The sequence below is a fragment of the Promicromonospora sp. NPDC059942 genome, from assembly GCF_042731755.1.
Lineage (GTDB): Bacteria > Actinomycetota > Actinomycetes > Actinomycetales > Cellulomonadaceae > Promicromonospora.
Genome location: NZ_JBHWLR010000040.1, coordinates 1 through 12164, shown reverse-complemented (window position 1 = coordinate 12164; position 12164 = coordinate 1). Strand labels below are relative to the sequence as shown.

10 protein-coding genes and 1 pseudogene are annotated in these 12164 nt (G+C 72.2%); 5 read left to right on the top strand and 6 right to left on the bottom strand.

Features of this window, described 5'->3' with window-relative positions; genetic code table 11:
* Window positions 1–101 precede the first annotated feature (101 nt).
* Window positions 102–440, bottom strand: a complete 339-nt coding sequence (locus ACFV9Q_RS28795) for a YciI family protein (protein ID WP_377237251.1) — start codon at window positions 438–440, stop codon at window positions 102–104.
* Between the two features lie 135 nt (window positions 441–575).
* Between ACFV9Q_RS28795 and ACFV9Q_RS28790 the strand changes: the two genes are divergently transcribed.
* Together ACFV9Q_RS28790 and ACFV9Q_RS28785 are read left to right on the top strand one after the other, a co-directional pair.
* The gene (locus ACFV9Q_RS28790; protein ID WP_377237250.1) at window positions 576–1406 is read left to right on the top strand and encodes a helix-turn-helix domain-containing protein; all 831 of its coding nucleotides are present in this window, start codon (window positions 576–578) and stop codon (window positions 1404–1406) included.
* 95 nt (window positions 1407–1501) lie between these two features.
* Entirely contained in the window at window positions 1502–1885 is a 384-nt protein-coding gene (locus ACFV9Q_RS28785; protein WP_377237249.1) for a TIGR03618 family F420-dependent PPOX class oxidoreductase, read from the top strand.
* A 177-nt stretch (window positions 1886–2062) separates the two neighbouring features.
* Here ACFV9Q_RS28785 and ACFV9Q_RS28780 read toward each other — a convergent pair whose 3' ends face one another.
* The 5 genes from ACFV9Q_RS28780 to ACFV9Q_RS28760 form a co-directional block, all read right to left on the bottom strand.
* Window positions 2063–3877: a dipeptide ABC transporter ATP-binding protein gene (locus ACFV9Q_RS28780; RefSeq protein ID WP_377237248.1), complete on the bottom strand. Its 1815-nt coding sequence runs from the start codon at window positions 3875–3877 to the stop codon at window positions 2063–2065.
* Window positions 3874–4713 (bottom strand): ABC transporter permease, encoded by an 840-nt coding sequence (locus ACFV9Q_RS28775; RefSeq protein WP_377237247.1) that lies wholly within the window; start codon window positions 4711–4713, stop codon window positions 3874–3876. Before ACFV9Q_RS28775 ends, ACFV9Q_RS28780 begins: the two co-directional genes overlap by 4 nt.
* Window positions 4710–5693, bottom strand: a complete 984-nt coding sequence (locus tag ACFV9Q_RS28770) for an ABC transporter permease (protein ID WP_377237246.1) — start codon at window positions 5691–5693, stop codon at window positions 4710–4712. The genes ACFV9Q_RS28775 and ACFV9Q_RS28770 overlap by 4 nt, the downstream gene beginning before the upstream one ends.
* A complete protein-coding gene (locus ACFV9Q_RS28765; RefSeq protein ID WP_377237245.1) occupies window positions 5690–7357 on the bottom strand; it encodes an ABC transporter substrate-binding protein in 1668 nt (555 codons plus the stop codon). Before ACFV9Q_RS28765 ends, ACFV9Q_RS28770 begins: the two co-directional genes overlap by 4 nt.
* 214 nt (window positions 7358–7571) lie before the next feature.
* Window positions 7572–9254 (bottom strand): carboxypeptidase-like regulatory domain-containing protein, encoded by a 1683-nt coding sequence (locus tag ACFV9Q_RS28760; RefSeq protein ID WP_377237244.1) that lies wholly within the window; start codon window positions 9252–9254, stop codon window positions 7572–7574.
* Between the two features lie 528 nt (window positions 9255–9782).
* Here ACFV9Q_RS28760 and ACFV9Q_RS28755 point away from each other — a divergent pair.
* From ACFV9Q_RS28755 to ACFV9Q_RS28745, 3 genes and pseudogenes are all read left to right on the top strand, one after another.
* A complete protein-coding gene (locus ACFV9Q_RS28755; protein ID WP_377231425.1) occupies window positions 9783–11000 on the top strand; it encodes a toxic anion resistance protein in 1218 nt (405 codons plus the stop codon).
* A gap of 23 nt (window positions 11001–11023) precedes the next feature.
* Window positions 11024–11626, top strand: a complete 603-nt coding sequence (locus ACFV9Q_RS28750) for a hypothetical protein (RefSeq protein ID WP_377231424.1) — start codon at window positions 11024–11026, stop codon at window positions 11624–11626.
* Window positions 11623–12164, top strand: a pseudogene (locus ACFV9Q_RS28745) (AAA family ATPase); the annotation flags it as partial. The gene ACFV9Q_RS28750 and the pseudogene ACFV9Q_RS28745, both read left to right, overlap by 4 nt.

Here is a 12164-nt window from a genome sequence, read left to right as displayed (position 1 = left end):
CTTTCAGCTGGCTGAAAGCGAAGAAACCCGGGCCTCAAAGGGGATTCGGCCGCAGCGCACTCGCCCACGGCGGGACGACGACGTCCCCGCGGGCCGGGGCCTCAGGACTCCGGGTCGTACATCAGCTCCCGGACCTCCTGGGCGCAGCGGCACCCCTCCGCGATCCGGGCCGCCCACTTCAGCGCCTCCTCGCGCGAGTCCACCTCGAGGATCGAGAACCCGCCGATCACGGCCTTCGTCTCCGGGAACGGACCGTCGGTCACGGTGCCGTCCGTCGCGACGATCGAAGCCTGCTGCCGTTCCAGCCCGGCCCCGAAGATCCACACCCCGGCGTCCTTGGCCGCCTGCACCACCGCGTGCGAGGCCTCGGCCACGGCGGGCAGGTCCTCCTCGGGGAACGTCATCGCGCCGTCGTCGAACGAGATCAGGTATCGCGGCATGCCGGGCCTCCTTTGTCGTCACGGCCGTCGCAGGCCGACTCCTCCTGGCAGACGAGCCGCGCCCCGGGAAGTCATCGGTGACCGCCCGCGCACTTCCCTGGCGGGCCGCGGGCCACCGCGTGGAGGATGACCCCCATGGAGTCCTACGTCGAGCGGCCGCCGCTGCCCGCGCTGGCGGGCGCGGTGCGGACGGTGTGGGTCCAGCGCACCGGCGCGACGGCGTACGTCCAGCGGAACCTGCCCACCGGCGGCGTCGAGATCCACCTTCCGGTCGGGGGCAGCCCGCAGCTCATCGGTCCGCTGACCGGCCCGGAGATCGAGGTCGTCCCGCCGCACACCACGATCGTCGGCGTGCGGTTCCTCCCGGGTACCCCGCCTCCTCTGCCGACGGCGCTCGACGACCTGGTGGACCAGCGCGTGGACCTGGCCGACCTGTGGGGCGGGTCGGTCGACGCACTCGTGGACCGGACCGCCCGCGCGAGCACGCCCGAGCGGGCGCTGGACCTCCTGGAGGCCCACCTCGTGCACCTCCTGCGGCGAGCGGCCGGGCCGGACCCGCTGGTGGGCGCGGCCGTGGGTGCGCTCATGCCCTGGCACCGGGTCGGCATCGACGCCCTCGCCGGCCGCCTGGCGCTCTCCCCGAGCCAGCTCCGCCGCCGCTGCCTGCACACCGTGGGCGTCACGCCCAAGGTCCTCCAGCGGACGCTGCGCTTCCAGGGCTTTCTCGCGCTGGCCCAGGCCGGTGCGGTGGCCACCGGCCGGCGGGGCGCGGACGGCACCGCGGGCCTCGCGATCGACACCGGCTACGCCGACCAGGCCCACCTGAGCCGGGAGTGCCTGCGGCTGACCGGCCTCACCCCGCGGGGGCTGCTCGGCGGCGGGATGGACCGCTGCGCCTGCGGTCACGAGCACGCGGCGTCGTACCGCCCGTTCCTCGCCACGCGACGCCGTCCGCCGCGGGCCTGAGCCTGCTCGTTTCGTTCAAGAACCGCCGCTGTCCGGCTCCTAGGTTGGGCCCAGCCATCCCCGCCAAAGCACCATCCCGCCAAAGGAGTCCTGACATGCTCGAACCCGCCGTACGCCGCGTCCTGGACGGCACCTCGATCGCGCACGTCGCCACCGTCCTCCCCGACGGTTCGCCGCACGCCGCCCCGGTCTTCGTCGGCACCCACGGCGACCAGATCGTCTTCTTCACCGGTCCAACGATGCGCAAGGCCCGCAACCTGCGCCGCGACCCCCGGGTGGCCCTGTCCATCGCGCCCGTCGACAACCCGTTCGAGCCCGTCGTCGTGCGCGGCAGGGTCGTCGAGTGGCTCGACGGCGAGACGGGCTGGGCGATCGTCGACCGGCTGGCCAGGAAGTACACCGGCTCGCCCTACTCCCGCGAGCACGAGCGCGTGGTGGCCGTGATCGAGCCGGAGCGGCAGAACGTGGGCGTCGGCTGACCCGTGCGTCGGTGGCGCCGGCTTCCGCCCGAGAGCGCGCCTCCGGACGGCCAGGAGTTCACGTCACGCCCGGGTGGGTAACGCTGAGCTATCAATGCTCGCTCAGCGTTACCCACCCGGGGGCGCAGTCGTTTCCCCGGAGATCGGCAGGCATCGGGCAACTCTCCCGGTGAACTGCTAGAGCCGGACGGCGTCCCGCAGCAGGCGCGCGTACGGGTGCACCGCGTCGTCGAACACCGTCGCGGCCGCGCCCTGCTCGACGATGCGGCCCTCCTGCATGACGGCGACGTCGTCGCTCATGTGCAGCGCTACGCCGAGATCATGGGTGATCAGCAGGTACGCGAGGTCGCGCTCGCGCTGGAGCCGGTCCAGCAGGTCGAGCACCTGCGCCTGGACCGAGACGTCGAGCGCCGAAACGGGCTCGTCCAGGACCAGCACCCGGGGTTCGGCGGCGAGCGCCCGCGCGACGGCGACGCGCTGGCGCTGTCCGCCGGACAGGTGGAGCGGGCGGCGGGCGGCCAGCGCGGGGTCGAGGCCCACGGTGTCGAGGAGGGCGGCGATCTCGGCGCGCACGGGTCCCAGCCGGACCGAGCGGCCGCGGGTGACCGCGTCGGCGAGGACGGCGCCGACCGTCCAGCGCGGGTCGAACGAGCTCAGGGCGTCCTGGAACACGGCGCCGATGAGCGGCCGGCGCGGGCGCCGTCGGGCCTCCGGGAGCGGGCTCCACGGCTCTCCCAGCAGCGTGACCTCGCCGGCGTCGGGATGCTCCAGCCCGAGCAGGAGCCGTGCGGTGGTCGACTTGCCCGACCCCGACTCGCCGACCAGCCCCAGCGTCCGGCCGGCACGCAGGGAGAACGACACGTCGTCGGCGGCGACGATCTCCCGTCCGCCGACGTGGAACACCCGCGACAGCCCGCGCGCCTCGACGAGCACGTCCTCTGCCGCCGCTCCGGCGTCGGCGTCGCCCGCCCCGGCGTCGCCGGCGGCGGCGCCGGCGAACGTAGGGTTGGTCGCGTTCTCGCCGCTCAGAGAGCGACTATCTCTACGTTCGCCGGCGCCGGTCCCGGCCGACGGCGGGACGGCCGACGGCGGGACCACCGACGCCGGGACCGCCGACGGCGCGGCGACGACGGCCGGCGCAGCACCGCCCCCGGACAGCAACGTCCCCCGCGCCCGCCCCGCCGGGACCGCGTCGACCAGCTTCCGTGTGTACGGGTGCCGCGGGTGCTCGAACACCTCGGCCGGCGTGCCCTCCTCGACGACCACACCGTCCGTCATCACGAGCACCCGGTCCGCGATGCCGAGCACCACGGACAGGTCGTGGCTGATCAGCAGCACACCGGTGCCCTCGTCACGGAGCTGGCCCAGCAGCCGCAGCACGCCGGCCTGGACGGGCTGGTCGAGCGCGGTGGTGGGCTCGTCCGCGATGACGAGGCGCGGGCCGGCCGCGATGCCGGCGGCGATCAGCGCGCGCTGCCGCTGCCCGCCCGAGAGCTGGCCGGGGCGCTGACCGGCCCGGAGCTCGGCGTCGGGCAGGCCGACGCGTTCCAGGAGCTCGACGGTGCGCGCGCGGCGCGCGGCGGCGTCGAGGTCGGTGTGCAGGGCGAGCGTGTCGGCGATCTCGCGGCCGACGGGGCGCAGGGGGTCCAGCGAGACGAGGGCGTCCTGCGCGATGAGCCCGACGGTGCCACCGCGCAGCTTCCGCAGCCGTCGTCCGGACAGGGACAGCACGTCCTGACCTGCGACGGACAGGCGGGCCGCCGACACCCGCGCGCCCTCCCCCGCCAGGCCGACGACGCTGCGCGCGGTGACGCTCTTGCCCGAGCCAGACTCGCCGACGATCGCGACGCACTCGCCCGCGGCGACCTGAAGGCTGACGCCGTCGACGACCCTCCGCCCGGAGAACGACACGACGAGGTCCCGGACGTCCAGCACCGGCCCGTCCGGCTCCACCGGCGTCGGCTCCACCGACGTCCGCCTCACCCCGCTCATGCCGCGCTCCTGTTCCGCTTCTGGATGCCCCGCCCGATCACGGTCGCGGCGGCGGCGCTGGCCACGATCGCGAGTCCGGGGAAGAACGTCATCCACCAGAAGTTGGCGATGTAGGTGCGTCCGGCGGCGAGCATCGCGCCCCACTCCGCGGCGGGCGGCACGGCGCCCAGGCCGAGGTAGCTCAGGGACGACACCCAGATGACGGCCTGTCCCAGGCCGAGCGTGGCGAGCACGAACAGCGCGGCCGTCACGTTCGGCAGGATGTGGCGCGCGGTGATCCAGAGCCGGCCGCGACCCAGCACCCGGGCGGCCTCGATGAACTCGGCGGACGCCGTCCGGCGCACCTGGGAACGGATGATGCGCGCGTAGCCGGGCGCCGTGGCCAGGCCGACGGCGATGGTCGAGCTCAGCACGCCCGGCCCGGTGACCACGATGAACAGCAGCGCGAGCAGGAGCCCGGGGAACGCGAACAGCACCTCGACCACGCGGGTGGTGCCGAAGTCGAGCCAGCGCGGGCCGAGCCCGGCCACGAAGCCGAGCACGATCGCCAGGCCGATGCCGATCGCCGTCGCGAGCACGCCGATCAGGAGCGACTCCGAGGCGCCGTGCACGACGCGGGTGTAGATGTCCCGGCCCGATTCGTCGGTGCCGAAGAGATGCGCGAACGACGGCGGCTGGAACGCGTCGGCGTGCGAGACGGCGAGGGGATCGCCGGGGGCGAGCAGGTTCGGCCACAGCGCGGCGACCACGAGGAGCACCAGGAAGACGGCGGCGACCGCCTCGCCCACGGTGAACCGGATGCCGCCGACGCCGCTCGGACGCCGGGCGCGACTCATTCGGCCACCGCCCGGGTGCGGGGGTCGATGACCCGGTCGGCGAGGTCGGTGACCAGGGTCATCACCGTGTACGCGAGCGCCACCACCAGCACGATGCCGGTCACGAGCGTGACGTCGCGCAGCTGCACGGCGGACAGCAGGCTGCGGCCCAGACCCTGCCGCGCGAACACGGACTCGACCACCACGGCCCCGCTGATCAGGGACCCGAAGGCCCAGCCGGACAGGCCGACGGCGGGGATGGCCGCGTGCCGCAGGGTGTGCCGCCAGAAGATCCGCGCCTCGCTCTCGCCGCGCGCCCGGGCCGTGGTGACGAACGGCGACTCCATGGCCGTGAGCAGGGACTCGCGCATGACCTGGCCCAGGAACCCGGCGAGCGGGATGGCCATGGTGAGCGCGGGCAGCACGATGCCGAGCGGCCCGGGCACGCTGACCGGCGGGAGGATCCCGAGGGTCAGGCTGAAGAAGAGGATGAGCACGGTCGCGAGCCAGAAGTGCGGCACGGCGGCCGCGACCAGCTCCAGCCCGGAGCCGATGGCCCACGCGACCCGTCCGCCCCGCACGCTCCACGCCGCCAGGCCCGTGGCGAGCGCCCAGGCGAGCGCGAGGGAGACCAGCGCGAGCGTGAGCGTGGCGCCGAACTGTTCGCCGATCGCGGTCAGCACCGGCTTGTGCAGCGAGTACGACTGGCCGAGGTCGCCGGTCACCAGCCGCCCCAGGTAGGTGAGGTACTGGACGACGAGCGGCTGGTCGAGCCCGTACTCGCGGCGCACCTGCTCCAGCGCCTCCGGCCCGGCCTGCGAGCCGGGGCCGCCGAGGATCGCCTCTGCGGGGTCGCCGGGGACGAGCCGCAGGGCGAAGAACGTGATGGTCGCGGCCGCCCACAGGACGAAGACGACGCCGCCGGCGCGCAGGAGCAGCCAGTGCCGGTTGCCCGGCACCGGCTTCCTGCGCGCCCCGGTGGTGGCGACCGGAAGGGTCAAGGCACCAGCCAGGCCCCGGCGAAGGTCGGCGTCGACACCGTCGGCATCGCCCGCAGCCCCTGCACGGTGGACGACCGCAGGAAATGGTTCTGCTGGTCGTACAGCGGCAGGATGTAGTAGCCCTCCAGGATGATCTGCTGCGCCTGCTCGTAGAGCGCGGCCCGCTCGTCGGCGTCGCTGGTCGCGGAGGCCTGGGTCAGCAGGTCGTCGAGGTCGGCGTCGTCCACCTGCGCGAGGTTCGCGAAGTAGCCGCTCGGCGCCGGGGTGATCGAGTCCGAGTGGTACAGGATCCGCAGCACGTCCGGGCCGACCTTCGTGTACGGCGCGCTGACCAGGTCGTACTCGTTCTCCGCGAGCACGCCGTACCAGCTCGACAGGTCCAGCGGCTGGAGGTTGACCTCGAAGCCCGCGGTCTTGGCGTCGGCCTGGATCTGCTCGAACAGGGACTGCTCGGCGGGGATCGACTGGTTGGTGCTCACCGGGAAGTCGAGGCTGAGGCGCTCGCCGTCCTTCACGCGGTAGCCGTCGGAGTCGCGCTCGGCCCAGCCGGCGTCGTCCAGCAGGTCGGACGCCGCGTCCGTGTCGACCGTGAACAGGTCGGGGAGGCTCAACCCCAGCGGCTCGACGCTGGACAGCGGCGAGTAGGACCGCTCGGCGGTGCCGAAGAACAGGCTCTCGATGCCGTCGTCCACGTTCACGGAGCGGATGAACGCCTCCCGCACGCGCTCGTCGTCGAAGGGCGCCTTGCCCGAGTTGAGCTCGATGCGGTTGGACGCGCCGGGGCGCGGGGCGTCGAGCTCCTCGATCGCGTCGTCCGACTCGGCCGACTTGATGGTGTCCGGCTGCGCGTTGTCGATGACCTGGACCTCACCCGACTGGAGCGCGGCGTAGCGGCTCGCGGAGTCGGGGATGAACCGCCACACGATCGAGTCGAGGTACGGCAGGTCGCTGCCCTCGGACGCCTCGGCGACGTCGGCCGGCGGCGAGTTGTAGTCGTCGTTGCGGACCAGGGTCACGGAGTCCTGGCGCTCCCACGTGTCGACGACGAACGGGCCGGTGCCGACGGGCGCGGCGCAGTTCTCCTCCTGGCTGCGCTCCAGGGCCTTCGGCGACTCCATCGCGACCCACACCTGCGACAGCGACTCCAGCAGCGCCGAGTCGGGGGCGCTCATCTCGAGCCGGACCAGGTGGTCGTCGACGGCGACGACGTCCTTGATCTTCGCCAGGGCGAGGTACCCGGTGGACGACGCCGTGGCGGGGTCCTGCACGTGCGCGATGTTCGCGGCCACGGCCTCGGCGTCGAACGGGGTGCCGTCGGTGAACGTCACGTCGTCGCGGAGCGTGAACTCCCACTCCAGGCCGTCGTCGCTCGCGGCCCACTCGGTGGCGAGCCACGGGATGACCTCGCCGTCCTCGTCGAGCGAGACCAGCGACTCCAGGTACTGGGTAGCGATGAGCGCCTGCGGGTAGTTGCCGCCGACGTGCGGGTCGAGGCAGGACGGCTCGGCGTCGCCCGACGCGTACGTCAGCGTGCCGCCCGTGACGGGTTCGCCCGACGGTTCGCTGCTGGTCCCTCCCCCGGGAGAACAGGCGGCGAGGAGCAGAGCGACGGCGGCCGTGACGACGACGGCGGCACGCGGGCGGGAGAACCGGCGCGAGGGCATGGCTTCGTGTACATCCTGTCTGGAAGGGTGTCCGAACGACTCCGTTCATGCTCCCAAACCCCGGGCCCGGGCGGGCCTATTCCGTGAGACGACGCCGGGTGAGGCGCACCACACCGACCAACCAGGTCAGGAGCTGTCGGCGGTGGCGACGGCCGCCGTCCATCGGACTGCAGCCGTCGCCAAGGCTGAACAGCTTCGACAGGAACGCGAGCTGCTACCGCTTGACCGTGCGTTCGGGCGACGTCGCGACGCCGTCAGTGAAGCCGTCGCGCACTGACGTCACCTCCACCGACAGCTTCGAATCAAGGTCGCCCGTAGTGATCGTGTACCGGGGCGAGGTGGCGTCCTCGATGGCGACGCCGTCACGAAGCCACCGATACGCGTGGGTGAGATAACCAGGAGTCCAGGTACCGGGGTTCGCCTCCACCGTCTCACCCATCTTGGTGCTGCCGGAGACCGTGGGGGAGGTCAGCACATGCACCTCGTGCTCGCCGAGAGCGAAGTCGATACCCGCCACCGTGTCACAGGACTCTGGAACGACGATGTCGGCGGCCTCCTCGGCGTTGGGCGCACCGTAACGGAACCAGGACTCCGAAGCCCCGCCTTCCTCGGTGACTGCGACCGAGACGTCGTACGTTCCTGGCGCCAGGCCGGGGACGCGGAATGCGCCGTCCTCGGTGATCTCGACGTGGCGGGTGACAAGGTCCAGATCGTCGTCGTTGAAGACGCGGACCACCCTGGACCCGTAGGCGGGGAGATGGGTGACCGTGCCTTCGACCGCACCACACTCCGAAAGACCGAAGTTCACTCCGGTCAGGTTCCCGCCCGGCTCCACGGCGAGCGGCGTCGCGTCCGCAAGCTTGTTCGCCGTGGAACCTGCGCCCGCGTAGTAGACGCCGGTATAGGGCGAGAAGCCGAGCTGGCGGTTTGCCGAAACGAAGACCTCGCCAGTGTCGCCGCCAGCGGCCTCAAGGCTGAAGCTGCCGTCCTCGGCCGTCGTCGTTGAGCCATGAGCGCCGTAGCCGATGGGGTCCGCGGCGACCTCTGTGTACGCGACCGGGCTGCCGTCCGGGGCCACAACCGTGCCCGTGATGGTGGTGAGCCGCGGGAGAACGACCTGCTGGCCGGAAAGCCCGGCTATCGGAACGGTGAAGCGCTTCGCCTGGGCGCGGTCCTGGGTCGCCTGGCGCTCGCCGACATATCCGAAGGCAAAGCCCTGGGTCGTGGCCGCCCTGACAATCTCGAGGGTGTAGTTCTCACCTGGCCGGACATGCGAGAAGCTGAACTCGCCGTCAGGTCCAGTCCCATCGGCGAGTCCGTGCTGCGCGACAACCCGTCCGTCCGCTGCCGCGACCTTCACCCTCACACCCCAGACCGGGGCCCCTTGCTGGTCCAGAACATTGCCCGAGATGCCACCGGCACGCTCGATCCGGACGTCCATCCACAGGCCGGCCTCCGGCAGCTCGAAGGCCGGCAGGCTCGCGACGTCGTCGGTGTCGACGTAGTACTCGCCGTCCCGCACCCAGACTTCCCCCGGTACGTACCGGGGGGTACCGTCGGCGTTGGTCATCTCGATCGTGTAGCGCTCGCCCGGGGTCAGCTCGCCGACCGCGAACGTACCGTCGGCCGCGGTAGTCGTCGTACCCGCGATCGTCCCCTCGCCCGCGAGCCGAACGGTGACCAGGACCGGGTGGGCAGGCAGCTCGAATTCCTCGTGCACGACGCCTGATATCGAACCTGATATCGGTTCTGCTGCGGTCGCGGGGAGTCCTCCCATGATGAGTGCGGCGAGGAAGGCAAGGATGGCGGCCAAGCCCGCTCGGGCTCGCATGCGCATCGTCGACTCGTGCAACGTTCTCTCCGTTCCTTCGGGTGGATCGAACTCGATGGTGGACACCGTCGAACATCACCATCGGGCGGATGACGGGGTTCAGTCCGACAGGATGTCCCGGCATGCCCGCCGACCAGCACACCCAGCTGGATGACCCGAGACCAACGGACCGGCGGGACGGGTCGAGCTGAGGCAGTGCCGCGGCGGCTGAGCGTCGCACCAACCGGGCGAATGCCACAACCCGGGCATGCTTTCGACCCGCCTCGCGAGGGGCAGGATCTAGGCGAGACCTGGGCGGCAATTCACCCGTTCTGTCAACAGGGTGAAAACGGAGGCCCGGGGCGAAGCCGCCGATCGCACATTCCCTTGTGGAAAACTCGCGCACAAGATCTTCACCCAGCCAGGGCTCAGCCGGCTGTCGGACCGTGCTCTCCCGGCCTGCCTGGTCGCCACACCCAGCAGTCACCCGCCGCCCCGGGAACTCTGTTCGCCGCCCCCTCGTTCTCACCCCGCCGAGCAGCGCTTCCGCCCTCGTCGACGGTAGCCCGCGGCATATACTCGCCGCGTTCGGACGCCCTATCTCGAGGAGCACCGATGACCGAGCCGATGCCGCTTCAACCCCCCGCGCCAGCAGAGCCGCTCGTGCTCACGGCGCCCGACCCGGTGCAGCCCGTCGCCGCCACGCAGGCGCCCAAGATGGCGCCGAAGGTCGACCCCGCCGTGGCGCCCGCGCTCGACCAGAAGGTCACGACGTACCTGGACGGCCTGCTCGGCACCGACACCCGGTCCCCCGAGTTCGCCCGGCGCGCCGACGACGTGCGCACCATGGGCGACGCGGACATCCGGCAGGCCGCCGACTCCAGCAACCGCCTGCTGGCCACGCCGGTCCGCGCCCTGAAGGAGGGCGGCCTCGCCGACGGCTCGAAGGTGGGCCAGACCCTCCTGGAGCTGCGCCGCACGGTGGAGGACCTCGACCCGTCCGAGGCGAGCGTGGGCCGCAAGATCCTCGGCGTCATCCCGTTCGGTGACAAGATCCAGGACTACTTCCGCCGCTACGAGTCCGCCCAGGGCCAGCTGAACGCCATCATCCAGGCCCTCTACAACGGGCAGGACGAGCTGCGCAAGGACAACGCCGCGCTCAACCTGGAGAAGCAGAACCTCTGGGACACGATGACGCGGCTCAACCAGTACATCTACGTGGCCGAGCGGCTGGACGCCCAGCTCTCCGCGAAGATCGCCGAGCTGCAGATCGCCGAGCCGGAGCGGGCCAAGGCGCTGTCCGAGGACGTGCTGTTCTACGTGCGCCAGAAGCACCAGGACCTGCTCACCCAGCTCGCGGTCTCGATCCAGGGCTACCTCGCGATCGACATCATCATCAAGAACAACGTCGAGCTCACGAAGGGCGTCGACCGCGCCACCACGACCACGGTCTCGGCGCTGCGCACCGCCGTCATCGTGGCGCAGGCCCTCGCCAACCAGAAGCTCGTGCTGGACCAGATCGGCGCCCTGAACACGACGACGTCGAACATGATCGCGTCCACGTCCAAGATGCTCGCCGACCAGTCGGCCACCATCCAGGAGCAGGCCGCGAGCTCGACCGTGGGCATCGAGCAGCTCCAGTCGGCGTTCGCGAACATCTACGCGACGATGGACTCCATCAGCGACTTCAAGACGCGGGCACTGGACTCGATGTCGCAGACCATCGGGGTGCTGCAGACGGAGACGACCAAGGCGTCCGAGTACGTCGAGCGGGCACGACGCACGAACACCGACGGCGTGGCGAGCGGTTCTCTCGACCTCGGCAACCGGTGACGGCCGCGGGCACGGGGGAACGCATGGGTTGGTGGCAGCGGGTCTTCGGCGGCGGACGCACCGAGGAGGAGCCGCCCCTCGCGATTCCGGCGCCGCCCACGACCGAGCAGATCGTCACGTCCGTCGACGCCGTGCTGGCGCGCGCGTCCGGAAAGGCCCCCGCGGCAGTCACGGCCCGGGTGCAGCGTGTCGCCGAGACCGTGCACGAGATGGCCCCACGGCTGGACCGGCTCGGCGCGGGCTCCCAGCAGGCGCACACCGTGGTGGCGACGGCGACGAGCTACCTGCCGGAGGCCGTGGACGCCTACCTGCGGCTGCCCCGCGACTTCGCCGACCGACGTGTCGTGGACCGCGGCAAGACGTCGCTGCTGATCCTGTGCGACCAGCTCGACCTCCTGGGCGCCACGCTCGACAAGATCTCCGACGCCGTCTCCCGCGCCGACGCCGTGGCCCTCGTGGCGCACGGCCGGTTCCTGGAGGAGAAGTTCGGCACCTCGGGCGGCCTGACCCTCCCGAGCGCCGGCCAGTCGCTCCCCGGCCAGCCACCACCGGGCCAGGCCCTGCCTGGTCCGGGCACGGCAGGCCCGGGCCCGACGCCGGGTCCCGCCCCGCTGGAGGCTCCGTGACCACGACGGCGCTGACGGCCGCCCTCGACGCCCTGGCCCAGGCCGGCACCGCCGCCGGCGTGGCCGCCCAGGCCGCCCGCACCGAGGGCGAACGCCTCGCGGCCGCCGTGGCGGAGTCCTCCCCGGGCGCCCCAGCCGACTGGCTCGCGGCCACCGCCTCGGGCGGCTCGGCAGCGAGGGTCGCCGCCCGCCCGACGGCGTCCACCCTCCAACCGTTCTTCGACGCCGCCGTCAGCGCCCGCCGCTGGCGCTCCGCCCCGACCGACCTGCTCGCTGGCCTGATCGCCGACAACCCGCAGCACGCCCCGAGCTACGCCGACGCGCTGGCCGCCGTCGTCGACGCCGCCGCCACCCTGGGCGACCCGAGCATCAGCGCCATCGCCGCCGCGGAAGGCACCAAGGCAGTCCACCGCAGCGCCGCAGCGGGCCGCGACAAGGCTCCCCAGCACCCCACCACCCCCGAAGGTGACCGGACAGGAAAGGCCGCGGGGTCCGAGATATCGCGCCCGGATGTATCCCTTCCCGAAGGGGAGGGCCC